Genomic DNA, 24,689 nt, shown 5'->3' with positions numbered 1-24,689 from the left:
GGGGCGGACCGCCGCGATGAGTTACGGCCGCCCGCCCGGTCTACCGATCGTGGACGCCATGACACCGCCCGTGCTCGTACTGCCCGGCCCCGTCACCCGGGACGAGGTGAGAGGGCTCAGCGACGAGGTGCGGGCACTGCTGTGCGGCAGCGGTGCCCGGGTCGTGGTGTGCGACGTCGCGGGCCTGGGGCCGCCGGGGCTCGCCGCCGTCGACCTGCTGGCGAGGCTCCAGCTGGCCGCCCGCCGGGCCGGGGGCCGGATCCGGCTGCGCGACCCCGACCCGGCCCTACGCGCCCTGCTCGACCTGGTCGGTCTCCGCCTCGAGGTGGAGGGGGAGGTCGAAGAGCGGGAACCAGCGCTGGGTGTCGAGGAAGCAGTGGAACCCGGTGATCCGGCCGTCTGAGATCTCCAGCACCTGGACCGCCCACGGCGTGAAGCCGCCCTTCTCGGGGTCCGGCTTGTACTGGGCGAACCCCGGCAGGCCGTTGACCTGGACGGGCACCAGCCGGGAGCCCGCGCAGGGCGCGCCGAGGGTGGTCATGAAGCCGGTGATGTCCCGGGTGCCGGTCAGCCACAGGTCGAACGGCGGCATCGTCATGACGGCGTCCTCGTGCAGCAGGGCCGTCAGCGCCGTCATGTCGTAGCCCTCGAAGGCCGCCACATAGCGGTCCAGCAGCTTCTGCTGGTCCTCGTCCAGCGGGTCGGAGACGGCCGCGTCGGCGCCCGGCTCCTGCCGCTCGGCGAGGGTGGCGCGGGCCCGCTGGAGGGCGCTGTTCACCGAAGCCACCGAGGTGTCCAGCAGCTCGGCGACCTCACTGGCCTTCCAGGCGAGGACCTCGCGCAGGATCAGCACGGCCCGCTGCTTGGCCGGGAGCTGCTGAAGGGTGGCCATGAAGGCGAGCCGCACGGACTCCTTGGCGACCGCCGCCTCCGCCGGGTCCTCGGTCGTGGGCAGCACACGGGCGTCCGGCATGGGCTCCAGCCAGGTGTTGTCCGGGCGGGGGGAGAGGGCCGCCTGGGCGAGCGGGGTGGACTCGGTCAGGTCCATGGGCCGGGCGCGCTTGTTGCCCGCGGTCAGCATGTCCAGGCACACGTTGGTCGCGATCCGGTAGAGCCAGGAGCGCAGGCTGGAGCGGCCCTCGAACTTGTCGTAGCTGCGCCAGGCGCGGACCATCGTGTCCTGCACCGCGTCCTCGGCCTCGAAGGAGGAACCGAGCATCCGGTAGCAGTACCCCGTCAGCTCGGTGCGGTGTGCCTCCAGCCTGGTGTCCAGGTCCGTCGATGTCGCCGTGCCGTTCGCCATCTCCACCCACCCCTGTGGACGTTCTGTTCACGCGCCATTGCGCCCCAGCACTTCGGAAGCTACCGCAGCCCACTGACAACGGCCCCCCGAGCTTACGAAAGCGCAGGTCGGAGCAGGTGACCCAGACCGGTCGCGGCAGCTGTGGAGGCCTTCACGAGAGCTCCTTGACCGACATCAGCAGATGCCGGTGCTCCCCGGCCGCATCCGCCTCCCCGTCACCCGGCACGCCGTGCAGCAGCGCCCGCTGACCCGCCCCCAGCAGCTCCAGCCGTACCCGCGGGCTCTCGAACGACGTCAGCGCGTCCAGCAGGTAGGCCGGGTTGAACGACACCGGCATCTCGTCGGCGCCGCTGAGCGTGGCCGGCAGCCGCTGGGCCGCCACGTCGTCCCCGTAGCCGGCGCGCAGCAGCACGGAGCCTTCGGCCGAGAAGTCCAGCCGCACCGGGCTGTTCGCCTCCGTCACCACCGCCACCCGCCGCACCGCCTCCGTCAGCCCCTCGCGCTCCACCTCGGCGACCGCGGCCCCCGCCATGTCGAACAGTGACGTGTAGGCCGGCAGCCGCCCGTCCAGCAGCCGCAGCGCGGTCCGGGTCCGCCCGCCCTCGAACCCGACCAGCCCGCCGCCTCCGCCCGGCTCCCACCCGATCCGCACGTCCCCGCCACGCCCCAGCGACCGCGCCGCGTCCAGCAGCCGCCGCGCGGGCAGCACGGCCTCCACGATCCCGCCACCGCCCGCGGCCTCCGGCTTCCACTCCAGTCGTCGCACCGCGTACCGGTAGCGGTCCGAGGCCGCCAGGGTCATCTCCTCGCCGTCCAGGCGCAGTTGGACGCCCGTCAGCAGGGGCAGCGTGTCGTCGCGTCCGGCGGCGACCGCGACCTGGGCGACGGCGGTCGCGAAGGCGGCGGCGTCCACGGTGCCGTAGGGCGCGGGCGGCGCGGGCAGGGACGGGTATTCGGCGAGCGGCAGGGTCGACAGCCCGAAGCGTGTGCCGTCCGCATCCAGCGTGAACCGCGAGGCCTCCAGCGCGCAGCTCACCGGTCCGTCCGGCAGCACCCGGCAGACGTCCAGCAGCCGCCGTCCCGGGACGAGTACCCGCCCGGGCGCCGCGACCTGCGCGTCGGCCTCGATCCGGACCGCCACCTCGAAGTCGAAGCCCGTCACGGTCAGCCGCCCCGCGTCCGCCTCCAGCAGCAGCCCGCCCAGCACCGGCACCGGCGTCCGCCCGGGCAGCGCGCGTGCCGCCCGGCCCACGGCGTCGGCGAATTCCGTACGGTCGGCCCGGAACTCCATGAGAACTCCCCCTGCTCGGTCCGGTGATCAGTCGACGCGGACGGTATCCGCACCCACTGACAACCGGCCCTGACCAGGGGGATGTCAGCCCGGCTCAGGCGGCCGCGGCCAGTCGCCGGCGCTGCAGCCGGGCCGCCCGGGTTCCGAGGCCGGTGATCGTCACGACGCCCAGGACCGCCAGCAGACCGACCCCGACCGTCCCGGCCCAGCCGCCCGCGTGGAAGGCGATCGCGCCGACCGTGCTGCCCGCGCTGGAGCCGATGTAGTACGCGGACTGGTACAGCGCCGAGGCCTGAGCACGGCCGTGTGTGGCCGTCTTGCTGACCGCCGAGGAGGCGACCGCGTGGCCCGCGAAGAAACCCGCCGTGATGAGGACCAGGCCCAGCAAAACCAGCGGGAGCGAGCCGGCGAGGGACAGCAGCAGGCCCGCCGCCGTCGTGCCGCCCGCCGCGTACAGCGCGCCCCGGCGGCCCAGCCGGCCGACCAGCCGGCCCGCGGTCGACGCCGACACCGTACCGACCAGGTACACCAGGAAGATGGAGCCGATGATGCCCTGCGGCAGCGAGAACGGGGCCTCGGTCAGCCGGTAGCCGATGACCGTGTACACACCGCCGAACACCGTCATGAACAGCGCGCCGATCGCGTACAGCCGGCACAGCAGCGGGTCGGACAGGTGGTCGCGGACCGTCCGGGCCAGGACGCCCGGCCGCAGCGAACCGGCCTTGAAGTGCCTCGGGGCGGGGAGCAGCAGCCGGAAGGCCACCGCGCACGCCACCGCGATCACGCCGATGACACCGACGGCCACCCGCCAGCCCCACTCCTGCGCGACCCAGCCGGTGATGACCCGGCCGCTCATCCCGCCGACGCTGTTGCCCGCGACGAACAGGCCGATCGCGGTGACCAGCGCCTTGGGGCTGACCTCCTCCGCGAGGTACGCGGTCGCCGACGCCGGCAGCCCGGCCAGGGCGGCGCCCTGAAGCGCCCGCAGCGCGATCAGCACACCGAGGGAGGGGGCGAGGGGCACCAGCAGTCCGAGCGTGACGGCCACGGCCAGGGACGCGGTCATGACCGCACGGCGTCCGAAGCGCTCCGACAGGGCGCTCATCGGCAGCACGAACAGCGCCAGCCCGCCCGTCGCGGCCGCCACGGTCCAGCTCGCGTCGCTCGCCGCCACCCCGAACTCGCCCGAGATCAGCGGGAGCAGAGCCTGGGTGGAGTACAGCAGCGCGAAGGTCGCGACACCCGCGAGGAAGAGGGCGAAGCTCATCCGGCGGTAGCCGGGGCCGCCCGGGGAGACACGTGAGTCGGAGGCAGGGACAGAGGCATCGGCGCCCACGATCGTGGACGCCCCGGTACTGGCGGGAGACATGCCTCGAAACTACGTACGCCCCTACTGATCCGTCCAATGCATGGAACGGTCATAATCGTTCCCATGGTGCATCAACCGAGCTCACAGGCCCACCTGTCACCGAGCAGTGACACAGCAGACATGGCGGAGATGTCGAAGGTGCTGGCGCCGCGTCTCGCCTACTTCGCGGGCGTCGCCCGCACCGAGCACGTCACCCGCGCCGCCCAGGAGATGAACGTCCCCCAGTCGACGCTCTCCCGGTCCATGGCCCGCCTGGAGCAGGACCTGGGCGTCGACCTGTTCGCCCGGCACGGCCGCACGGTCTCCCTCACCCCGGCCGGCCGCACCTTCCTCACCTCCGTCGAACGCGCCCTGGCCGAGGTAGAGCGCGCCGCCGAGGAGGTGCGCGCGGACGCCGACCCGGCCACCGGCAAGGTCGCCTTCGGCTTCCTGCACACCATGGGCGCCGAGACCGTACCGGGCCTTCTGCACGCCTTCCGCGCCGACCACCCGCGCGTGCGCTTCAGCCTCGTCCAGAACTACGGCGAGGCCATGCTGGAGCGCCTGCGCGCGGGCGAGCTCGACCTGTGCCTGACGTCCCCGGTGCCGGACGCCCCCGACCTGGTGGCCCGCCGCCTGGACGAGCAGAAGCTCCGCCTGGTCGTCCCCGCCGACCACTCCCTCGCGGTCCGCCGTCGTATCCGCCTCGCCGAGGCGGCCGACGAAACCTTCGTCACCCTGGAGCCCGGCTACGGCCTGCGCCGCATCACCGACGATCTCTGCAAGGAGGCCGGCTTCAAGCCCCGCATCGCCTTCGAGGGCGAGGAGGCGGAAACCTTGCGGGGCCTGGTGGCGGCAGGCCTCGGAGTGGCTCTCCTGCCCCCGCCGGCGGTCCCGCGCCCGGGCGTCGTGGAACTGACGGTCACGGCCCCCCGAGCGGCCCGCGAGATCGGCGTGGCCTGGCTGGAAGGCCACCCGGACACGCCCCCGGTGGCGGCCTTCAAGAAGTTCCTGCTCTCAAGGCGGGGCAGCCTGCTGCCCACCTGAGGGGCGCGGGGCTGTATCGATCTGCGGCTCCGCCGCGTGGGCGCGACAAGCCACATGCAACCCGCACAGGCCGATGAACAGGCACCCCGACGGAGCTATCGCCGCGAAGGACTGAACCCCGCAGCGAGCGGCATCCGCAACCCCAACGGCGGCGGCGCGGCGAACGCGTCCCGCACGGGCCGCGACACCACCCGCCCGAACACCGCTCCCATCACGAAGTCCTCGGCCAGCGCCAGGACTTCGTCCCGGTACTGATGCAACCCGTGACCGTCCGCGTGCACTTCGAACCGGCACACGTCCCGATTCGCCTTCTTCGCCCGCGCCGCCAGCCGGAACGACAGCTCGGGATCCGTCCGCCCGTCGTTCGTGCCGTGCACGATCAGCACCTGGCGCCCGACCAACTGCTTCACCGGTTCGGGTGGCGCCGCGACGTCCTCCTCCGGCAGCCACGGGGCGAGTGCCAGCACGGAGTTGACGGCCTCGTGCCCGGCCGCCCGCAACCCGGCCCGACCGCCCATCCCGAGGCCGACGAGGCAGACCGGGACGTCCCCGTACCGGCGTACGACCTCGTCGGCCGCCCACGTCGCGTCCTGCGCGAGGTTGGCCTCGCTGCCGTTCCACCCGCGGTAGCGGTAGTGCACCACGTGCGCGGCGAGACCCTCGTCCCGGCCCGCGCGGGCCAGGCGGCGTCCGACGCCGCGCACGGAGGCGGTCGCCAGCATCGGCGACGGTCTGCGGCCGGATACTTCGTCGCCGCCGGGGAGCAGCAGCACCACGCCGCTCACCGCCGTCGGCTCCGGACCGAGTGCCCTGCCCAGCCGGGCCCTGCGAACCGGCGTCGCTTGGTGTGCCATGACAGAACAGTGTCAGAAGCGCGGGTGTACTCGACCCGTCCTCGGGGTCACCGTTACGTATCGACGAAAACGTCAAGCATCCGGGAACGCGCCCTCTACGCGCGTAGGAGTTACAGTGCGGAAATGACGAGCCAGACCATCGCGAACACCCCGACACCGGACCAGATCCGCCGGGCGCCCAAGGTTCTGCTGCACGACCACCTCGACGGCGGTCTGCGCCCCGGCACGATCGTCGAACTCGCCCGCGAGAGCGGCTACTCACATCTCCCCGACTCCGATCCGGAGAAGCTCGGCGTCTGGTTCCGCGAGGCCGCCGACTCCGGTTCCCTGGAGCGGTACTTGGAGACGTTCTCCCACACCGTCGGCGTCATGCAGTCCCGTGACGCCCTGGTCCGGGTCGCCGCCGAGTGCGCCGAGGACCTGGCCGGGGACGGCGTCGTCTACGCCGAGGTGCGCTACGCCCCCGAGCAGCACCTGGAGGGCGGCCTCAGCCTCGAAGAGGTCGTCGAGGCCGTCAACGAGGGTTTCCGGGAAGGCGAGCGGCGCGCACGGGAGAACGGCCTGCGCATCCGCGTCGGCGCGCTGCTCACCGCCATGCGGCACGCGGCCCGCGCCCTGGAGATCGCCGAACTCGCCAACCGCCACCGCGACCTGGGGGTGGTGGGTTTCGACATCGCGGGTGCCGAGGCCGGCTACCCGCCCACCCGGCACCTCGACGCCTTCGAGTACCTGAAGCGCGAGAACAACCACTTCACCATCCACGCCGGCGAGGCCTTCGGCCTGCCCTCCATCTGGCAGGCCCTGCAGTGGTGCGGCGCCGACCGGCTCGGACACGGTGTGCGGATCATCGACGACATCCAGGTCCACGAGGACGGCCGGGTCGAACTCGGCCGGCTCGCCTCCTACGTCCGGGACAAGCGCATCCCGCTGGAGCTGTGCCCGAGCTCCAACCTCCAGACCGGGGCCGCGTCCTCGTACGCCGAGCACCCCATCGGTCTGCTGCGCCGGCTGCACTTCCGGGCCACGGTCAACACGGACAACCGCCTGATGTCGCACACCAGCATGAGCCGGGAATTCGAGCACCTTGTCGAGGCGTTCGGTTACACGCTCGACGACATGCAGTGGTTCACCGTCAATGCGATGAAATCATCATTCATTCCTTTCGATGAACGACTGGCCATGATCAATGACGTGATCAAGCCCGGGTATGCCGAGCTGAAATCCGAATGGCTGTTCCGTCAGACCGCTTCCACCAGCGGTTCTGACGCCTCCGAGAGCTGATTCGGGGGTATTCGGCGCACAGCGAATGCGGGCGGTGTTCACCATCCGTCCGCATTTCGATGTTTGCGGCGGACGGGGCCGCCTGATTACGGTCGCTGAACCGCTCACACCCCGTCATCCCGTTACGAGGACGCATTTCATGAAGCAGTCTGCTGCCAAGACCCTCGGTGTCGCCGCTCTCGGTGCCGCCTTCGCCGCCGCCGGTGCGGGCGCCGCCAACGCCGCCCCGGCCCTCCCGGACACCGCCCAGACCCTGGAGAGCGTCACCGCGGCGCTCCCGGCGGAGCAGCTCTCCCAGACGCTGCCGGCGGGCTCGGGCGAGACGGTGGGCCAGGGGCAGACCCTGGCCGGTACCGGTCTCGCCGCCGCACAGCCCGTCGCCGGGCAGCTGCTCGCCCAGGGCCCGACCGGCCCGGCTGCCAAGCTGCTCGGCGGCCTCCCGGTGCAGGACCTGCCCACCCACGGCCTGCCGGTGAACGGCGTGCCGGTCGTCTGACCCTCCCGCCGAGGCGGACACACACGCCGATGGGGCGCACCCGCGCGGGTGCGCCCCATCGGCGTTCTCGCACACGGACGTCACCAGGCGGTCTGGGCCTTGCCGTGCGTCTTGTCCTCGGAGGGCAGCAGGATCCACAGCGCGATGTAGAGCAGGAACTGCGGGCCGGGCAGCAGGCACGAGATCAGGAAGATCACCCGCATCGTCGTCGCGGAGGTGCCGAAGCGCCGTGCCAGCGCGGCGCACACGCCGCCGATCATGCGGCCGTGGGTGGGGCGGGCGAGGCGGGACATGTGCGACTCCTTCGTGAGGGTGTGTGAGGCCTCTCGTCCGAGTACCCCATCTGCACTCCACGCTACGGAGACGAAGGGGGCAAAGCGTCGCTCCACGGGGCGATCCCGACCCTGGGAATCGTCGGGGTCCGACCCTGAGCCGGCTCCTCCGGGGCGAGGGGCGTACGCAGCAGGCGGGTGGTGGCGCTCCGGCGCAGCCAGGAGCGGCCCGCCGGGACCAGCGCGAGATGCGCGAGGGCCACGCCCGCCGTGTTCAGGAACAGCGAGTCGACGTCGACGACCTGACCGGGCACGCCGGTCTGCAGCAGTTCGATGCCCCACGACAGCAGGGCGCCGGCCGCGACGGTACGCAGCAGGGACGCCAGCGGCGAGACGACCAGTCTGCCGCTCACCATCGGCAGCAGCACACCCAGCGGGGCGAGCAGGGCCAGCCCCGCACCGATCCGGCGGGCCGCCTCGGGCCAGCCCAGGGCGAGATCGGCCCGGATACCGGCGAACGGCCGCAGGTTGGCGGGCATCACCCAGGGCACGTCCAGCGGCCGCAGCGTGAACCAGGCGACGAACGCGAGGTGGGCGACGAGGAGGACACCTCCTGTCGCACGGATGCGGAACGCGGCGCTGCCGCCGATGGAGCCTTGACGCTGCACGCCCCCCTAGACGCGGGCTCCGGCAGGATCGGTTCCGGGATGGACCCCGACAGGCCGGTGAGGCATGCGCCACAGCCCGGGCGGGTCACTCCCCGGCCGCGTCCTTCGACGGCGGTTCCGTACTGCCCGGCCGGGCCCGCACCTCGTCGGTGCACTCGTAGCGGCGGGGGGTCTCGGCGCCGGGTCCGCCCAGGACCACCGAGCCGTCCCCCTCGGCCGCCGCCGAGTCGGAGAAGGTGCAGACGATCTGCGCGAGGGCGTACGAGGTGAGTCCGGCCGGTGCCGTGCTCAGCCGCAGCGTTTCCTCCGGGTCGCCGCGGCGCGGCCCGCCCACGGTGATGCCGCTGCGGACGTCCGTGCTGTACCCGGCCTCCTTCTCGGCGGTCGACGGGGGTGTGGCGAGCTGGTCCAGCAGGCCCTGCGCGACGAGCATGCGCCGCTCGGAGTCGGCCGCGCCGTCCGGGACCCGCACGGTCCGGTCGACGGTCACCAGCGAGGACCCGCACAGCAGGAACACCTGCACCGGCAGCCCTCGGGCGGCCTGCGTCGACCCGTCCGGCTCGGCGAGCGAGCACTGCACCCGCGAGGGCGCGGGCCCGAAGTTCGTCGGCACCTCCGTGGCCCGGATCCCGCAGCCGGCCAGCAGCACGGCGAGCGCCGGAACGGCGAGCAGCCGGGACACGGCCGTGAGACGTGCGGTCATCAGGCTTCCCCCTTCGGGTCCTCGCCCTGGGGCCGGTCGGTGTCGCTCCCGGGCTCCAGGTCGTCCTCGGCGGGCTGCTCCTCCGCGGGGGACGTGCCGCGCGGGAGCCGCAGGGTGAACACCGCGCCCGAGTCGGGCGAGTTGGCCGCGGTGATCTCGCCACCGTGGATGTGGGCGTTCTCCAGCGCGATGGACAGACCCAGGCCGCTGCCCTCGGAACGCGGCCGCGAGGCGCTGGCCTTGTAGAAGCGGTCGAAGACGTGCGGCAGGACGTCCTCAGGAATGCCGGGCCCGTGGTCCTGCACCTCGATGACGATCGAGTCGTCCGTCTCCCGGACGGACACCCGCACCGGGGAGCCGCCGTGCTTGAGCGCGTTGCCGATCAGGTTGGCCAGGATGACGTCCAGGCGGCGCGGATCCAGACGGGCGTGGATGCCGCGCTCGGCGTCCAGCTCGACCGCGTCCAGCCAGGCGCGGGCGTCGATGCAGGCCGTGATCTGGTCGGCGAGGTCGACGTCGTCCAGCACGAGCCGGGCGGTGCCCGCGTCGAAACGGGTGACCTCCATCAGGTTCTCGACCAGGTCGTTCAGCCGCCGCGTCTCGCTGACCACCAGCCGCACGGCGGGCTCGATCATCGGGTCCATGCTGCCGGTCTCCGCCTCCAGCTCCTCCTCGAGCACCTCCGTCACGGCGGTGATCGCGGTGAGCGGCGTCCGCAGCTCATGGCTCATGTCCGCCACGAACCGCCGGGACGCCTCGTCGCGCGCGGCCATGTCGGCGACCCGTTTCTCCAGCGCCTCGGCCGCGCTGTTGAACGTCCGCGACAGATCGGCGAGTTCATCGGTGCCGGACACCCGCAGCCGGGTGTCCAGCCTGCCCTCGCCGAGCCGCCGCGCGGCCGCCCCCAGCCGCTGCACCGGCTTCAGCACGGTCGTCGCCGCGGCCTGCGCGAGCAGCGCCGAGCCGATCAGCGCGAGCCCCGTGGCGATGCCCAGCGACCAGGCCAGCGAGTTGAGGTCCTTCGCCTCCGGTTCCAGCGACTTGAGCATGTAACCGGTCGGACCGCCGCCGATCACCCGCGTACCCGCCACCAGGTACGGGGTGTCGTGGTCGACTATGCGCTGCCAGTACAGGTGGTACGGGTGCTTGTCGGCCCCGTCGATCTTCTGCGTCCGGTTCACCGCCGTGCGCAGCGAGGCCGGTACGTCGCGCAGCGAGAAGCCGCTCAGCCCGCCGGAGCTGCCGTAGACGGTCCTGCCCTCGCTGTCGCGGCCGACCAGCAGCACGCTGAAGCGCTGGTCGCTGCCCGCCATCTGGCCCGCGGTGTGCTGCAACTCGTCCTGTGTCGGACGCTCGGGCAGCGCGCCCGCCCGGTTCTGCATCTCCTGCTCGAAGTCGCGCAGCACGGCGTCCTGGGTGCGGGTGAGCACGGCCTCGCGGTTGAGCCAGTACGCGATCGCGGACGCGGACACGGCGGCCGTCAGGGCCACCAGGCCGAAGACGACGACCAGTCGCAGCCGCAGGCTGGTGAAGCGCAGCCCCGACAGAACTCCCTTGCGCGCCCCGGTCCAGCCGTGGGCCCCCCCTTGGTGCGCCTGGGTCACTGAGGAGCGTCCAGCCGGTAGCCGACACCCCGCACGGTACGGATCAGCGTCGGGGACGACGGCACGTCCTCGACCTTGGCGCGCAGCCGCTGGACACAGGCGTCCACCAGCCGCGAGTCGCCCAGGTAGTCGTGTTCCCACACCAGCCGCAGCAGTTGCTGCCGGGACAGCGCCTGGCCCGGCCGCCGGCTCAGCTCCAGCAGCAGCCGCAGCTCGGTCGGCGTGAGCTGGAGGTCCTCGCCGTTCTTCGTCACGGTCATCGCCGAGCGGTCGATGACGAGGCTGCCGAAGCTCGCCGCGTCGTTCGACTCCCGCTCGCCGCGCCGCAGCACGGCCCGGATCCGGGCGTCGAGCACCCGCCCCTGCACCGGTTTGACGACATAGTCGTCGGCGCCGGACTCCAGCCCGACCACCACGTCGATGTCGTCGCTGCGCGCGGTCAGCAGGATGATCGGCAACTGGTCCGTGCGCCGGATGCGCCGGCACACCTCGAACCCGTCGATGCCGGGCAGCATCACATCCAGCACGATCAGATCCGGCCGCTGCTCGCGCAGGAGCTTCAGACCGTCCTCACCGCTGGCAGCGGTCGCCACGCGGTGACCCTGGCGCGTCAGTGAGAGCTCCAGGGCCGTCCGGATGGCGTCGTCGTCCTCGATCAGCAACAGGGAAGGCACGCGCTCATTCTGGCCCATGGAGGGGTCGCGGTTCGACCGGTGGGGCCCACTCGGTGCGGCCGGTACGGCCGACGCGTGTGTACGACCTGTGGCCAGCCTGTGCCCGGCCCCTGTGACAGGTCTGTGACAGTCGGCGGACACGGCCATGAAAGTGCCGCGGCAAGCTTTTCGGCACAGGCAAGGAAGCCCGCCCCAACCGGCGGGCCGCACACCGGAAGTCCACGACGGGGGGCGCGAGATGAACACGCTGCACGGCATCAGCACCAGCGCAGTTGTCACGCGTCTGCACGACGTGCACAGGGGTTCCGAGAAGTCCGGTGCCGTGAGCGGGCGGGGGTGCGCTCGCGGCGCCGGGCGTCAGCACACCGCGTTCATGACGGTGGTTGACGCATCCACGGGGGAGAGCAAGGGGACGGGGGCGGCTCACGGGGGAGCCGCGTACGGGGAGGGCTCGGGGGAGCGCCGCTCGCTGACGGAGACTGTAGATGCCGAAGCGGCGTTTACCGCCTACGTCCAGGAGCGCCGCGCCTCCCTGTACGCAACCGCCTACCACCTCACCGGCGACCGCTTCGAGGCCGAGGACCTGCTGCAGAGCGCGCTGTTCTCGACCTACCGGGCGTGGGACCGGATCAGTGACAAGGCGGCGGTCGGCGGATACCTCCGCCGCACCATGACCAACCTGCACATCAGCGCCTGGCGGCGCCGCAAGCTCAACGAGTACCCGACCGAGGAACTGCCGGAGACGCCCGGTGACACGGACGCGATGCGCGGCACCGAGCTGCGCGCGGTCCTGTGGCAGGCGCTGGCCCGGCTGCCCGAACTCCAGCGCACCATGCTGGTCCTGCGCTACTACGAGGGCCGCACGGACCCGGAGATCGCGGAGATCCTCGACATCAGTGTCGGCACGGTGAAGTCCAGCATCTGGCGGTCGCTCCGCCGGCTGCGCGAGGACGAGGTCCTCAGCTTCGGCCGTGACGAGGAGGACGCCTTCGGCGAGCTCGTCGCCTGAAGGTACGGGGGGGAGCACCACAAAGGGGGCCCACGGGGGAACTGCGGAGACGCTGGGGGGCGTCTCCACAGGAGAGTGGGGGACTCGGGGGAGGACACGGGGGAGCACAGAAGCGGGACTGGAGGGCCGGGGGGTCCGTCCAGTCCCGCTTTTCCTTGTGCCCCGGGGCCTACGCCGCCGTACGGAGGCTCGCGCACCGGCCGGCCGCCGCTGCCGCCAGCCGGCCCATCGCCTCGTCCCGGTCACAGGCGTACGCGCCCAGTGCCGTCTGGCGGGCGACGATCGTGCGCTCCTGCCGCATCAGGCGCCAGCCGCGGCGCAGCAGGAACGGCACCGACTTGCGGCCCTCCTTCAGATCCCGCAGGAAGCGGCGGCGGAAGGTCTTCACCGGGCCGCGGCTCAGGCACAGCGCGTCGGCCAGGACGCCGAGTTCGCGGCAGCGCGTGACGATCTCCGCGGCGAAGATGCCCTCCGCGATGAACAGCGGGGTCCGTCCGATGTCGACCGTCTCGCCGCCGGTGCGGGCGCTGAGCGCGATGTCGTAGACGGGAACTTCCGTACGGCCCGTGCGGCACAGCCGGGTGATCGCTGCGACGGCCGTGTCCGCGTCCCACGAGTCCGGATGGTCCCAGTCGATGTCGGAGCTCTCCGCCACCAGGGGCAGAGTCGGGTCGTCGCCCTCCTTGTAGAAGTCGTCGAGCCGCAGCACCGGAAGGCCGGAGCGGGCCGCGAGGAGGGACTTGCCGGAGCCGGAAGGGCCGCAGAGCAGCACGACTCGCGTCGGTATGGGCAGAGGGGAACTCACGGGACACCAGTGTGAGGCATCCGTCGGGGGCCGTACGACCCCGCGGGTCGTCTTTGATGCGCGCGTCACATCTCAACTACCCTTCGTGTCGTTCTGATTACCCACAGCGTCAAGAGGTGGCAGTGATGGCCCGACACGACTCACCCAAGCAGCCGACCGCCCAGCGTGCCCTGGCCGTGCTCGCGACCGCGGGCATCGCGCTGGGAGCGGGCGCGGCGTCGGCCGCGGCGGGCACCGGCTCGGTCCTGGACATGGTCCACACCTCCCTGGGGAAGACCGACCCCCGGGCCGGCTTCCAGGCAGCGAGCGACACCCTCGCCTACACCACCGGCACGGTCACGGGTCTCAAGCCCAACCCCCTCGCCGGCACGGGAGTCGACCCGCTCGACAACAGCGTCGGCACCGAGGTCGCCGACTTCAAGCCGATGACGTCCCGGGAGGTGACGGGACCGGTGGCCCAGGCACCGTCGATCGGGGGCATCCCGGTGGTGGAGGCCGCGACCGAGCCGCTCTCGCGGTAACTCACGGCCCCGCAGCGGGATCTCCCCTCACTGAGGAGCGCGGGCCGCCACCCGAACGCGGAGAAGCCCCGGGCCTCCTGGACGGAGGAGGCCCGGGGCTTCCGTACCGAGGGGATGGCGGGGCTAGTACGAGGAACCCGACGCGCCCAGTGACCCCGTGGGGTGCCAGACCGTCTTCGTCTCTAGGAACGCCGTCAGGCGGTCGATGCCGGGAGTCTCCGCGTAATCCACAGGCTGTGGACGAAGGACGCGCTTGAGGTTGTCGGCCGCCGCGATCTCCAGCTCCTTCGCCAGGACCTCGTCGGCGCCCGCGAGGTCGATCGCGTTGACGTCCTGGTGGGCCGCCAGCGGGGCCGCGATCTCCGCCGTACGGCCCGACAGGACGTTGACCACGCCGCCGGGGACGTCCGAGGTGGCCAGGACCTCGGCCAGGGACAGGGCGGGCAACGGGGCCTTCTCGCTCGCCACCACGACCGCCGTGTTGCCCGTCGCGATCACCGGGGCCAGCACCGACACCAGGCCCAGGAAGGACGACTCCTGCGGCGCCACCACCGCGACCACGCCCGTCGGCTCGGGGGACGACAGGTTGAAGAACGGGCCCGCCACCGGGTTGCCGCCGCCGACCACCTGGGCGATCTTGTCGGTCCAGCCCGCGTACCAGACCCAGCGGTCGATCGTGGCGTCCACGACCGCCGACGCCTTGGACTTCGCCAGACCCTCCGCGTCGGCCACCTCACGGGTGAACTGGCCGCGGCGCCCCTCCAGCATCTCGGCCACGCGGTACAGGACCTGTCCGCGGTTGTACGCCGTCGCCCCGGACCAGCCGCCGAACGCCTTGCGGGCCGCGACGACCGCGTCCCGGGCGTCCTTGCGGGAGGACAGGGGCGCGTTGGCCAGCCAGTTGCCCTTTGCGTCGGTCACCTCGTACACCCGGCCGCTCTCGGAACGCGGGAACTTCCCGCCGACGTACAGCTTGTAGGTCTTCAGGACGTTGAGCCGATCAGACATCGAGGTACGCCTCCAGGCCGTGGCGGCCGCCCTCGCGGCCGAAGCCCGACTCCTTGTAACCGCCGAACGGCGACGTCGGGTCGAACTTGTTGAACGTGTTGGACCAGACGACACCCGCGCGGAGCTTGTTTGCGACCGCCAGGATGCGGGAGCCCTTCTCCGTCCAGATGCCGGCGGAGAGGCCGTACGGCGTGTTGTTGGCCTTGGCGACCGCCTCGTCCGGAGTGCGGAAGGTCAGCACCGACAGCACCGGGCCGAAGATCTCGTCGCGGGCGATCCGGTGCGCCTGGGTGACGTTCGTGAACAGCGTCGGGGCGAACCAGTAGCCGCTCTCGGGCAGTTCGCACGCGGGCGACCAGCGCTCGGCGCCCTCCGCCTCGCCCTGCTCGACGAGCGAGGTGATGCGCGTGAGCTGCTCCTCGGAGTTGATCGCGCCGATGTCCGTGTTCTTGTCCAGCGGGTCGCCGAGGCGCAGTGTGGACAGGCGGCGCTTCAGGGACTCCAGGAGTTCCTCCTGGATCGACTCCTGCACCAGCAGGCGGCTGCCGGCGCAGCAGACCTGGCCCTGGTTGAAGAAGATGCCGTTGACGATGCCCTCGACGGCCTGGTCGATGGGGGCGTCGTCGAAGACGATGTTCGCGCCCTTGCCACCGAGCTCCAGTGTGACCTTCTTGCGCGTCCCGGCGACCGTGCGGGCGATCTCCTTGCCGACCGCCGTGGAGCCGGTGAAGGCGACCTTGTTCACGTCCGGGTGGGCGATCAGGGCCGCGCCGGCGTCGCCGTAGCCCGGAAGGATGTTGACGACGCCCTTCGGCAGGCCCGCCTGGCGGCAGATGTCCGCGAAGAACAGGGCGGAGAGAGGGGTCGTCTCGGCGGGCTTCAGGACGACCGTGTTGCCGGTTGCCAGCGCCGGGGCGATCTTCCACGCCAGCATCAGCAGCGGGAAGTTCCAGGGGATGACCTGGCCCGCCACACCCAGCGGCCTCGGGTTCGCGCCGAAGCCGGCGTGGTCGAGCTTGTCGGCCCAGCCCGCGTAGTAGAAGAAGTGCGCGGCGACCAGGGGCAGGTCCGCGTCGCGCGTCTCCTTGATCGGCTTGCCGTTGTCCAGGGTCTCCAGGACGGCCAGCTCCCGGCTGCGCTCCTGGATGATCCGCGCGATGCGGAACAGGTACTTGGCGCGCTCCGAGCCGGGCAGCGCCGACCACTTCTCGAACGCCCTGCGCGCGGCCTTCACCGCACGGTCGACGTCCTCGGAACCGGCCTGGGCGATCTCCGAGAGGACCTCCTCGGTGGAGGGGGAGACGGTCTTGAAGACCTTGCCGTCCGCCGCTTCGACGAACTCGCCGTCGATGAACAGGCCGTACGAGGGCGCGATGTCGGCGATCGCGCGCGACTCGGGGGCCGGGGCGTATTCGAATACGGGTGCCATGGTGATCAGTCCACCGTCACGTAGTCGGGACCGGAGTAGCGGCCGGTGGCCAGCTTCTGGCGCTGCATCAGCAGATCGTTCAGCAGCGAGGAGGCGCCGAAGCGGAACCAGTGGTTGTCCAGCCAGTCCTCGCCCGCCGTCTCGTTGACCAGCACGAGGAACTTGATGGCGTCCTTGGAGGTGCGGATGCCGCCGGCCGGCTTCACACCGACCTGGATGCCGGTCTGCGCACGGAAGTCACGCACCGCCTCCAGCATGAGCAGCGTGTTCGCCGGAGTCGCGTTGACCGCGACCTTTCCGGTGGAGGTCTTGATGAAGTCCGCGCCCGCCAGCATCCCGAGCCAGCTCGCGCGGCGGATGTTGTCGTACGTCGAGAGCTCGCCCGTCTCGAAGATGACCTTCAGGCGCGCGGAGGTCCCGCAGGCCTCCTTCACGGCGGTGATCTCGTCGTACACCTTCAAGTATCGACCCGAGAGGAACGCCCCACGGTCGATGACCATGTCGATCTCGTCGGCACCGGCGGCGACGGCGTCGCGCACGTCGGCCAGCTTGACGTCGAGCGCGGCGCGGCCGGCCGGGAACGCCGTGGCCACCGAGGCGACCTTGACGCCGGAGCCGGCGACGGCTTCCTTGGCCACGGCCACCATGTCGGGGTAGACGCAGACCGCCGCGGTGGCGGGCGTCGTACGGTCCGTCGGGTCGGGCTTGACCGCCTTCGCGCCGAGCGCCCGGACCTTGCCCGGGGTGTCCGCGCCTTCCAGCGTCGTCAGGTCGACCATCGAGATGGCGAGGTCGATGGCGTACGCCTTCGCGGTCGTCTTGATCGAACGGGTGCCGAGGGAGGCCGCACGGCCTTCGAGTCCGACCGCGTCGACGCCGGGAAGCCCGTGGAGGAAGCGGCGCAGCGCGCTGTCGGACGAGGCGACGTCCCTGAGGGGGTGAGCTGCGGTGAGTGCAGAACTGGGCATGGTCACCAGACGAGCATATCTACGCGCGTAGCGGCTGTACAGCCCCCGGTTGTTCCGGGGCGGATCCGCCGATCGTTCCCGGCCGTGGGGGACGTGGATGAGGGACGTGCGGACGGGTCCGGCAGAATCGAGACATGACGAGCCCCGAGTCCCAGTCGCCCGCGCCGCAGCCTCCGGAGCCCGAGTCCAAGGACCGGGTGTACCGATCGGTCCCGGCCATCGCCGGTGGCGTGCTGCTGCTCGCCATCGCCGGGTGGCTCGGCATCGACGCGGTGATCTCCGGGGAGGGACGCACCCCGTGGCTGGCGCTCGCCGTGCTGCTCCTCGTCGTGCCGCTGGTCGTCGCCTTCACCCTGCGGCCCGCCGTGTACGCGGGCGAGAACCGGCTGCGGATCCGCAACCCCTTCCGTGTCGTCGTCGTGCCCTGGGGGCAGGTCGCCTCGCTGCGCTCCGCGTACTCGAACGAGGTCCTCACCGAGTCCGGTGCGAAGTACCAGCTGTGGGCCGTGCCGGTCTCGCTGCGTGCCCGCAAGAAGGCCGCGCGGCGCGAGATGCGGGCGACGGCGCAGGCGCGGCGGCAGATGGGGCGGGACGAGGGCCGCGGCAGCGCGCTCGGGATGACCGCGGGGCTGGAGCACGGCCTGAGCCGGGAGCCGGTGTCGGACGGGCCCGTGCGGGCGGAGACCGACCGGATCATGGACGATCTGCGGGCGCTGCACGAGGCGCGGCGCGAGGCGCAGTCGGCGCGGGGTGAGGTGACCGTGCGGTGGGCCTACGAGGTGCTGGCGCCGGCGGTCGCGGGGGCTGTGCTGGTGCTGATCCTGGTGGCGGTGGGCTGACGGGGCTCCGGCCGGCGTGCCGTGCCGGAAAACCGGTGGAGCCCTGAACGGACACCCCCTAGGTTCGCGGAATGAGCACCCGTACCTTTCGTGTCACTGTCCGAGGCGTCTTCGACGGGCTGAGCGCCGGGCAGCGGGCCGAGCTGCTGGAGCGGGCCGCGGAGCACGACGTGCTGCGCGCGGCCTTCACTCCCGAGGGGAGCCTCACGTACGACGTGGCCGTGCGGCCCGCCTTCACCTTCCGTTTCCTCGACTCCGGGGAGGCCGAGGAGGACATCCTGGAGGCCACCGAGCGGGCCGAGGAGTCGGCGCGGGCGTGGCTGGAGCAGCGCGGGTACGGCTACAAGAACCTCAGGTCCACCGCCGAGGACCTCTCCCGGGCGCCTCTCGGCAAGCGGCAGCGGCGGGAGGCCGCCCGGAGGAGTTCCTGAGTCATCGGCCGGGGACGGTGGTGCGGGGCATCGGCCTCAGATGCCCGCCGCCGCCGACAGGTCGCGCTTGATCGACTCCAGCAGCGCCGTCGCCTTCGCGCGGGCCGCGGGGAGCTCCTCGTGGGACCCGACCGGGACCACGACCTCCAGGTAGCACTTCAGCTTCGGCTCCGTGCCGCTCGGGCGGACGATCACCCGGGCGCCGTCGAGGGTGTAGCGCAGGCCGTCCGTGGGCGGGAGTTCGGCCGTGCCCCGGGTGAGGTCGTCGGTACGGGTGATCGGCAGGCCGGCCAGTTCCGTCGGGGACTGTTCGCGCAGGCGGCGCATCGCGGCGGCGATGAGGGAGAGATCCTCCACGCGGACCGAGAGCTGGTCCGTCGCGTGCAGGCCGTGCTCCACCGCCAGGTCGTCCAGCAGGTCGAGGAGTGTGCGGCCCTCCTCCTTGAGCTGGGAGGCCAGTTCCGTGATCAGCAGCGCGGCCGTGATGCCGTCCTTGTCGCGCACGCCGTCGGGGTCCACGCAGTAGCCGAGGGCCTCCTCGTAGCCGTAGCGCAGGCCCTCGGCGCGGGCGATCCACTTGAAGCCGGTGAGGGTCTCGACGTGCGGGAGGCCCGCCTTCCCGGCGATCCGGCCGAGGAGGGACGACGAGACGATGGACTCCGCGAAAGTGCCGGTCGCTCCACGGCGGACCAGGTGGGCGGCGAGCAGGGCGCCGACCTCGTCGCCGCGCAGCATGCGCCAGTCGGTGCCGTCCGGTACGGCGACGGCGCAGCGGTCCGCGTCCGGGTCGTTGGCGATGACCAGGTCCGGGGCGGCTTCGCCGGAGAGTGCGCGTGCCGTGGCGAAGGCCAGGTCCATCGCGCCGGGCTCCTCCGGGTTGGGGAACGCGACGGTCGGGAACTCCGGGTCGGGGTCGGCCTGCTCCGCGACGAGCACCGGTTCCGGGAAGCCGGCGCGGGCGAAGGCGGCCAGCAGGACGTCCTTGCCGACGCCGTGCATCGCCGTGTACACCGTGCGGGCGGTGCGGGGGGAATCCTTGGACAGGACGGCGTCCGTGCGGGCGAGGTAGGCGTCGAGGACGCTGTCGTCGAGGGTGTCCCAGCCTTCGGTGGGGCGCCGGACGGTGGTGAGGGACGGGACGGCGGCGATCTCCGCCGCGATGTCGACGTCCGCCGGGGGGACGATCTGGGAGCCGTCGCCGAGGTAGACCTTGTAGCCGTTGTCGCGGGGCGGGTTGTGGCTGGCGGTGACCTCCACTCCGGCCACCGCGCCGAGGTGCCTTATCGCGAAGGCGAGCACGGGGGTCGGGAGGGGACGCGGCAGGACGGCCGCGCGCAGACCGGCGCCGGTCATGACAGCGGCGGTGTCCTGGGCGAAGTCGTGCGACTTGTGGCGGGCGTCGTAGCCGATGACGACGAGGCCGTTGTCGTGCCCCTGCTTCTTGAGGTACGCGGCGAGGCCGGCGGCGGCGCGGATGACGACCGAGCGGTTCATGCGCATGGGGCCGGCGCCGAGCTCTCCGCGGAGGCCGGCGGTGCCGAACTGGAGGGTGCCGCTGAAGCGTGCGGCGAGTTCCGTGTGGTCCCCGGCGTCGATGAGACGGGCGAGCTCGGTGCGGGTCTCCGGGTCGGGGTCCTCGGTGAGCCACGCCTGGGCCTGTGCGATGAGTTCGTCGTGCACGGTGTGGTGTCAGCCTCTCCGGTGTGGTGTGTGTGCGACGGTCTGCGGCCGCTTGCGGCGGCTTGCGGCGGCCTGTGCGGGGTGGTGGGGGTGCGCGTCTTTCGCCTTGCGCCGGGTGGGGGGTCGGGGCCGCGCCGGGGGGTGTCCGTCCTCGGAACGGCGCGATCGACTTGCGTACCGACTAACCGTTCGTCGACGCGCCAACCGCTGCGGGCGGACACCCCCCGACACGTCCCCTTCCCGCCGTGCGCGGGTGCGTCCCCTTGCCCGCTGTGGGCGGTCGCGGCGGCTTTCTCGCGCAGGCGACTGCAACCTCCTGGGGGCGCGGGGAACCGCGCGACCAGCCACCACGGACCCGCAGCCGCCGGACGCCCTGCCGAAGCTTTCTTACAGGCGGCCCAGGACCTGAGCCAGCAGGGAGCCCATGCGGGTCGCGGAGTCGCGGCCGGCCTGGAGGACCTCCTCGTGGTTCAGGGGCTCGCCCGTCATGCCCGCGGCGAGGTTGGTGACGAGGGAGATGCCCAGAACCTCGGCGCCCGCCTCACGCGCGGCGATCGCCTCGAGGACCGTCGACATGCCCACCAGGTCCGCACCGATGACCCGGGCCATACGGATCTCGGCCGGAGTCTCGTAGTGCGGGCCGGGGAACTGGGCGTAGACGCCCTCCTCCAGCGTGGCGTCGACCTCCTTGCACAGGGCCCGCAGGCGCGGGGAGTACAGGTCGGTCAGGTCGACGAAGTTCGCGCCGATGATGGGGGAGGTGGCCGTGAGGTTGATGTGGTCGCTGATGAGGACCGGCTGGCCGGGGCGCATGCCCTCGCGCAGGCCGCCGCAGCCGTTGGTGAGGACGACCGTCTTGCAGCCGGCCGACACCGCGGTGCGGACGCCGTGGGCGACCGCTGCCACCCCGCGGCCCTCGTAGTAGTGCGTACGGCCCAGGAAGACCAGGGCGCGCTTGTTGCCGATCCGGTACGAGCGGACCTTGCCTCCGTGGCCCTCCACCGCCGGCGGCGGGAAACCGGGGAGCTCGGTGACCTGGAACTCGGCCTCGGGGGCGCCCAGCGCGTCCACGGCCGGGGCCCAGCCGGAGCCCATCACGAGGGCGACGTCGTGGGTCTCGGCGCCCGTCAGTTCGCGCAGGCGGGCCGCGGCGGCGTCGGCGGCCGCGTGAGGGTCGCCCTGGATGTCGTCCGGAAGAAGAGATGCGTTCACGCCGACGAGGGTAGCCGGTGAATGCCTACGCGCGTAGATGGCAGAGCTGACCGGGTGGTGATCGTTGTCTTGTCGTTTCCGACGAAGGGGGCTCCAGCGGCCGTCAGCAGGGGCGCTTGCGGAGCTCCATCACGTAGTCGTGGGGAGCGCCGGCGGACTCGGCCGCGTCGGCGATCTCGCCCAGGTAGCGGGCGGAGGGCAGACCGCCCTCGTACGCGTTCAGGGCGAAGGCCCAGGCGGAATCCTCGCCGTCCAGGGTGTGGACCCGTACGCGCGTGCGGCGGTAGATCTCCAGGCCCACGCCCTCCCAGCGGTCGAGTGACTCCTCGTCCATGGGGGCGATGTCGTAGAGGGAGACGAAGACCTGGGAGAGCGGGTCCTCCACGATCGTCGGCAGCGCGCCCTCCCAGCCCATGTGCTCGCCGCCGAAGGTCAGTCGCCATCCGTTCAGCCAGCCGGTGGCGCGCAGCGGCGAGTGCGGGGCGCGGCGGGACATCAGCCGCGCGTCGAGGTTGCCGGCGTACGCGGCGTAGAGCGACATGGGGAGAGGGTACGGCAGGCGGCCCCGGCGTCACTGTCGTAACAACAGGCGCATCGGTGGGGCCCCGGGGCGGTGGCATGTCGAGCGGTGCGGGACAATGGAGTACGTGACTCGGATCGTGATCATCGGTGGCGGACCCGGCGGATACGAAGCGGCGCTGGTGGCCGCCCAACTCGGCGCGGAGGTGACCGTCGTCGACTGCGACGGTCTGGGCGGGGCGTCGGTGCTCACCGACTGCGTGCCGTCGAAGACCCTGATCGCCACGGCCGAGGTGATGACCACCTTCGACTCCTCCTACGAGGAGCTGGGGATCATCGTCGCCGACGACACCCCTCCCATGGAGCAGGCCGCCCGGGTCGTGGGCGTCGACCTGGGGAAGGTCAACCGGCGTGTGAAGCGGCTCGCGCTCGCCCAGTCGCACGACATCACCGCCTCCGTGACGCGTGCCGGGGCGCGTGTCATGCGCGGGCGCGGGCGGCTGGAGGGCATGCAGGCGCTCGACGGGTCGCGCAAGGTCGTGGTGCGCACCGCCGACGGGAGTGAAGAGACCCTGACGGCTGACGCGGTGCTCATCGCCACCGGTGGGCATCCCCGTGAGCTGCCCGACGCCCTGCCGGACGGCGAGCGGATCCTGAACTGGACCCAGGTGTACGACCTCGACGAGCTCCCCGAGGAGCTCATCGTGGTCGGGTCGGGTGTGACGGGTGCCGAGTTCGCCGGCGCCTACCAGGCGCTGGGTTCGAGGGTGACGCTCGTGTCGTCGCGGGACCGCGTGCTGCCGGGCGAGGACCCGGACGCGGCCGTCGTGCTGGAGGACGTCTTCCGGCGGCGCGGCATGAACGTCATGGGACGTTCCCGGGCGCAGTCCGCCAAGCGGGTGGGGGACCGGGTCGAGGTGACCCTCGCCGACGGCCGGGTCATCACCGGCTCGCACTGCCTCATGGCCGTCGGTGCCGTGCCCAACAGTGCGGGCATGGGGCTGGAGGACGCCGGTGTCCGGCTGCGCGAGTCCGGCCACATCTGGACCGACAAGGTCTCGCGTACGACCGCTCCGGGCGTGTACGCGGCCGGTGACGTGACCGGCGTGTTCGCCCTCGCCTCCGTGGCCGCCATGCAGGGCCGCATCGCCATGTACCACTTCCTGGGCGACGCGGTGGCCCCGCTGAACCTCAAGACGGTCTCGTCGAACGTCTTCACCGACCCCGAGATCGCCACCGTCGGCTACACCCAGGCCGACGTCGACGGGGGGAAGATCGACGCCCGGGTCGTGAAGCTGCCGCTGTTGCGCAACCCGCGCGCCAAGATGCAGGGCATCCGCGACGGCTTCGTCAAGATCTTCTGCCGGCCGGGCACGGGCATCGTGGTGGGCGGTGTCGTCGTGGCGCCGCGCGCCTCGGAACTGATCCACCCCATCTCGATCGCGGTCGACAACAATCTGACAGTCGAACAGATCGCGAACGCCTTCACCGTCTACCCCTCCCTGTCGGGCTCGATCGCCGAGGTGGCACGGCAGTTGCACACCCGCAAGGAGAACGGCGACGGCTGAGGCCGAAACCGACTCCTCCCTGGTCACCGGGAGTGTTCGACCATGCGTACGGCATAGGCGGCGCAACTAGGCCCTATACCACTTCCCGCTGCTCGCTGCGAACATCTTCTGCTATTCAGCGCAAACTGCTGAAAGCAGACGGTCGCTGGCGTTACTGTCAGTTTCGTGTTCGCTGCAGAACGTCGCCAATTGATCCTCGAAATGGTGCGAGCGAACGGAGCCGTGTCGCTCCGTGAGCTCGCCCGCGTCGTCCAGACCTCCGAAGTGACCGTACGGCGGGACGTGCGCGCGCTGGAGGCAGAAGGACTCCTCGACCGCCGGCACGGCGGTGCGGTACTGCCGGGCGGTTTCACGCGGGAGTCCGGCTTTCCGCAGAAGTCTCATCTCGCGACCGCCGAGAAGACCGCCATCGCCGACCTCGCCGCGAACCTCGTGGAGGAGGGGGAGGCGATCGTGGTCGGGGCGGGTACGACGACCCAGGAGCTGGCCCGCCGGCTCGCCCGGGTGCCGGGGCTCACCGTCGTCACCAACTCCCTCCTCGTCGCCCAGGCGTTGGCGCACGCCAACCGGGTCGAGGTCGTGATGACCGGTGGCACGCTCCGCGGTTCGAACTACGCCCTGGTCGGGAGCGGTGCTGAGCAGTCCCTGCACGGGCTGCGGGTGTCGCGGGCGTTCCTGTCCGGGAGCGGGTTGACCGCCGAGCGCGGGCTGTCCACGTCCAACATGCTGTCGGCGTCCGTCGACCGGGCGCTGGTGCAGGCCGCGGCGGAGGTGGTCGTGCTCGCCGACCACACGAAGCTCGGCACCGACACCATGTTCCAGACCGTGCCCACGGATCTCATCACGCGCCTCGTCACGGACGAGCCGCCCGCCCATGACGAGCGTGCGGCCACGGAACTCCAGGCGCTTGCCGACCAGGGCGTGCAGATCGCCGTGGCCGGGGGGCAAGGGGGTTCGGCGGGCTCAGGTGCGGGGGGCCCGGGGGGTGATGCCGTCCCGGCGCGTCAGCAGCGCCGGGATGTGCCGTTGCCCGGGCCTCGGCGGCAGGTGCCGGGGGGTGGGGGCGGGTTGCGCTCCACCACGATGCTGGGGGACCAGGGGCCCGGGGCCGAGCGGGCTCGGGTGGCGGATCTGCGGCGGCGGTAGGGGCCGAAAGGGT

At 71.9% G+C, this 24,689-nt stretch carries 26 protein-coding genes; 10 read left to right on the top strand and 16 right to left on the bottom strand.

Annotated features, from left to right (window positions below):
* The first annotated feature begins 16 nt into the window (after positions 1-16).
* Complete coding sequence (locus ACIRDU_RS16365; RefSeq protein ID WP_403579600.1) at positions 17-403, top strand: STAS domain-containing protein; 387 nt, start codon at positions 17-19, stop codon at positions 401-403.
* Here ACIRDU_RS16365 and ACIRDU_RS16360 read toward each other — a convergent pair.
* The 3 genes from ACIRDU_RS16360 to ACIRDU_RS16350 all read right to left on the bottom strand — a co-directional run bounded on the left by ACIRDU_RS16360 (position 287) and on the right by ACIRDU_RS16350 (position 3,963).
* Complete coding sequence (locus tag ACIRDU_RS16360; RefSeq protein WP_403579598.1) at positions 287-1,303, bottom strand: sigma-70 family RNA polymerase sigma factor; 1,017 nt, start codon at positions 1,301-1,303, stop codon at positions 287-289. The genes ACIRDU_RS16365 and ACIRDU_RS16360 overlap by 117 nt on opposite strands.
* Positions 1,304-1,454: 151 nt before the next feature.
* Positions 1,455-2,594 (bottom strand): DNA polymerase III subunit beta, encoded by a 1,140-nt coding sequence (dnaN, locus tag ACIRDU_RS16355; RefSeq protein ID WP_403579595.1) that lies wholly within the window; start codon positions 2,592-2,594, stop codon positions 1,455-1,457.
* A 94-nt stretch (positions 2,595-2,688) separates the two neighbouring features.
* Positions 2,689-3,963 carry an MFS transporter gene (locus ACIRDU_RS16350; RefSeq protein WP_403579592.1) on the bottom strand — a complete coding sequence of 425 codons (1,275 nt, stop codon included), beginning with the start codon at positions 3,961-3,963 and terminating at the stop codon, positions 2,689-2,691.
* 63 nt (positions 3,964-4,026) lie between these two features.
* On the opposite strand from ACIRDU_RS16350, the gene ACIRDU_RS16345 reads away from it, so the two are divergent.
* Positions 4,027-4,989 carry a LysR family transcriptional regulator gene (locus ACIRDU_RS16345; RefSeq protein ID WP_403579590.1) on the top strand — a complete coding sequence of 321 codons (963 nt, stop codon included), beginning with the start codon at positions 4,027-4,029 and terminating at the stop codon, positions 4,987-4,989.
* A gap of 95 nt (positions 4,990-5,084) precedes the next feature.
* On the opposite strand, the gene ACIRDU_RS16340 is transcribed toward ACIRDU_RS16345, so the two are convergent.
* On the bottom strand, positions 5,085-5,843 hold the full coding sequence (locus tag ACIRDU_RS16340) for an alpha/beta hydrolase (RefSeq protein ID WP_403579588.1): 759 nt from the start codon (positions 5,841-5,843) through the stop codon (positions 5,085-5,087).
* 123 nt (positions 5,844-5,966) lie between these two features.
* On the opposite strand from ACIRDU_RS16340, the gene ACIRDU_RS16335 reads away from it, so the two are divergent.
* Together ACIRDU_RS16335 and ACIRDU_RS16330 are read left to right on the top strand one after the other, a co-directional pair.
* Complete coding sequence (locus ACIRDU_RS16335) at positions 5,967-7,124, top strand: adenosine deaminase (RefSeq protein ID WP_403579585.1); 1,158 nt, start codon at positions 5,967-5,969, stop codon at positions 7,122-7,124.
* Between the two features lie 139 nt (positions 7,125-7,263).
* Positions 7,264-7,620, top strand: coding sequence for an ATP-binding protein (locus ACIRDU_RS16330; RefSeq protein ID WP_403579583.1), 357 nt, complete (start codon positions 7,264-7,266; stop codon positions 7,618-7,620).
* Between the two features lie 80 nt (positions 7,621-7,700).
* On the opposite strand, the gene ACIRDU_RS16325 is transcribed toward ACIRDU_RS16330, so the two are convergent.
* The 5 genes from ACIRDU_RS16325 to afsQ1 form a co-directional block, all read right to left on the bottom strand.
* Positions 7,701-7,913 (bottom strand): PspC domain-containing protein, encoded by a 213-nt coding sequence (locus ACIRDU_RS16325; protein ID WP_403579581.1) that lies wholly within the window; start codon positions 7,911-7,913, stop codon positions 7,701-7,703.
* A gap of 62 nt (positions 7,914-7,975) precedes the next feature.
* Positions 7,976-8,560 carry a VanZ family protein gene (locus tag ACIRDU_RS16320; protein WP_403579579.1) on the bottom strand — a complete coding sequence of 195 codons (585 nt, stop codon included), beginning with the start codon at positions 8,558-8,560 and terminating at the stop codon, positions 7,976-7,978.
* Between the two features lie 85 nt (positions 8,561-8,645).
* Positions 8,646-9,263, bottom strand: a complete 618-nt coding sequence (locus ACIRDU_RS16315) for a hypothetical protein (RefSeq protein ID WP_403579576.1) — start codon at positions 9,261-9,263, stop codon at positions 8,646-8,648.
* Entirely contained in the window at positions 9,263-10,867 is a 1,605-nt protein-coding gene (locus ACIRDU_RS16310; protein ID WP_403579573.1) for an ATP-binding protein, read from the bottom strand. Before ACIRDU_RS16310 ends, ACIRDU_RS16315 begins: the two co-directional genes overlap by 1 nt.
* Positions 10,864-11,541, bottom strand: coding sequence for a two-component system response regulator AfsQ1 (afsQ1, locus tag ACIRDU_RS16305; protein WP_053675520.1), 678 nt, complete (start codon positions 11,539-11,541; stop codon positions 10,864-10,866). The genes ACIRDU_RS16310 and afsQ1 overlap by 4 nt, the downstream gene beginning before the upstream one ends.
* Positions 11,542-11,779: 238 nt before the next feature.
* On the opposite strand from afsQ1, the gene ACIRDU_RS16300 reads away from it, so the two are divergent.
* The gene (locus ACIRDU_RS16300) at positions 11,780-12,550 is read left to right on the top strand and encodes a SigE family RNA polymerase sigma factor (protein ID WP_403579570.1); all 771 of its coding nucleotides are present in this window, start codon (positions 11,780-11,782) and stop codon (positions 12,548-12,550) included.
* 169 nt (positions 12,551-12,719) lie between these two features.
* Here the strand turns inward: ACIRDU_RS16300 and ACIRDU_RS16295 are convergent, their stop codons facing one another.
* Positions 12,720-13,424 carry a uridine kinase gene (locus ACIRDU_RS16295; RefSeq protein WP_403579567.1) on the bottom strand — a complete coding sequence of 235 codons (705 nt, stop codon included), beginning with the start codon at positions 13,422-13,424 and terminating at the stop codon, positions 12,720-12,722.
* 56 nt (positions 13,425-13,480) lie between these two features.
* Between ACIRDU_RS16295 and ACIRDU_RS16290 the strand changes: the two genes are divergently transcribed.
* Positions 13,481-13,876 (top strand): hypothetical protein, encoded by a 396-nt coding sequence (locus ACIRDU_RS16290; protein ID WP_403579564.1) that lies wholly within the window; start codon positions 13,481-13,483, stop codon positions 13,874-13,876.
* Between the two features lie 123 nt (positions 13,877-13,999).
* Here the strand turns inward: ACIRDU_RS16290 and ACIRDU_RS16285 are convergent, their stop codons facing one another.
* Genes ACIRDU_RS16285 through deoC form a run of 3 tightly spaced genes read right to left on the bottom strand, consistent with a single transcriptional unit; the run spans position 14,000 to position 17,281 of the window.
* A complete protein-coding gene (locus tag ACIRDU_RS16285; protein WP_403579561.1) occupies positions 14,000-14,884 on the bottom strand; it encodes an aldehyde dehydrogenase family protein in 885 nt (294 codons plus the stop codon).
* The gene (locus ACIRDU_RS16280) at positions 14,877-16,313 is read right to left on the bottom strand and encodes an aldehyde dehydrogenase family protein (protein WP_403579558.1); all 1,437 of its coding nucleotides are present in this window, start codon (positions 16,311-16,313) and stop codon (positions 14,877-14,879) included. Before ACIRDU_RS16280 ends, ACIRDU_RS16285 begins: the two co-directional genes overlap by 8 nt.
* A gap of 5 nt (positions 16,314-16,318) precedes the next feature.
* Entirely contained in the window at positions 16,319-17,281 is a 963-nt protein-coding gene (gene deoC, locus ACIRDU_RS16275; RefSeq protein ID WP_403579555.1) for a deoxyribose-phosphate aldolase, read from the bottom strand.
* Between the two features lie 134 nt (positions 17,282-17,415).
* Between deoC and ACIRDU_RS16270 the strand changes: the two genes are divergently transcribed.
* Positions 17,416-18,120, top strand: a complete 705-nt coding sequence (locus tag ACIRDU_RS16270; protein WP_403579552.1) for a PH domain-containing protein — start codon at positions 17,416-17,418, stop codon at positions 18,118-18,120.
* A gap of 71 nt (positions 18,121-18,191) precedes the next feature.
* On the top strand, positions 18,192-18,551 hold the full coding sequence (locus ACIRDU_RS16265) for a DUF6204 family protein (protein ID WP_403579547.1): 360 nt from the start codon (positions 18,192-18,194) through the stop codon (positions 18,549-18,551).
* Between the two features lie 36 nt (positions 18,552-18,587).
* Here the strand turns inward: ACIRDU_RS16265 and ACIRDU_RS16260 are convergent, their stop codons facing one another.
* The 3 genes from ACIRDU_RS16260 to ACIRDU_RS16250 all read right to left on the bottom strand — a co-directional run bounded on the left by ACIRDU_RS16260 (position 18,588) and on the right by ACIRDU_RS16250 (position 21,984).
* The gene (locus ACIRDU_RS16260; RefSeq protein WP_403579544.1) at positions 18,588-20,231 is read right to left on the bottom strand and encodes a phospho-sugar mutase; all 1,644 of its coding nucleotides are present in this window, start codon (positions 20,229-20,231) and stop codon (positions 18,588-18,590) included.
* Between the two features lie 387 nt (positions 20,232-20,618).
* The gene (locus ACIRDU_RS16255; protein WP_403579541.1) at positions 20,619-21,443 is read right to left on the bottom strand and encodes a purine-nucleoside phosphorylase; all 825 of its coding nucleotides are present in this window, start codon (positions 21,441-21,443) and stop codon (positions 20,619-20,621) included.
* Positions 21,444-21,546: 103 nt separating this feature from the next.
* Complete coding sequence (locus ACIRDU_RS16250; RefSeq protein ID WP_361923645.1) at positions 21,547-21,984, bottom strand: gamma-glutamylcyclotransferase; 438 nt, start codon at positions 21,982-21,984, stop codon at positions 21,547-21,549.
* 97 nt (positions 21,985-22,081) lie between these two features.
* Here ACIRDU_RS16250 and ACIRDU_RS16245 point away from each other — a divergent pair, with 97 nt between their 5' ends.
* Both ACIRDU_RS16245 and ACIRDU_RS16240 read left to right on the top strand, forming a co-directional pair.
* On the top strand, positions 22,082-23,530 hold the full coding sequence (locus ACIRDU_RS16245) for an NAD(P)H-quinone dehydrogenase (protein WP_403579537.1): 1,449 nt from the start codon (positions 22,082-22,084) through the stop codon (positions 23,528-23,530).
* Positions 23,531-23,695: 165 nt separating this feature from the next.
* Positions 23,696-24,676, top strand: a complete 981-nt coding sequence (locus ACIRDU_RS16240) for a DeoR/GlpR family DNA-binding transcription regulator (RefSeq protein ID WP_403579535.1) — start codon at positions 23,696-23,698, stop codon at positions 24,674-24,676.
* The last annotated feature ends 13 nt before the right edge of the window (positions 24,677-24,689 follow it).

The organism is Streptomyces sp. NPDC093598 (assembly GCF_044764825.1).
Lineage (GTDB): Bacteria > Actinomycetota > Actinomycetes > Streptomycetales > Streptomycetaceae > Streptomyces.
The sequence above is the reverse complement of the archived record's forward strand: the minus strand, read 5'-3'. Positions and strand labels throughout refer to the sequence as shown.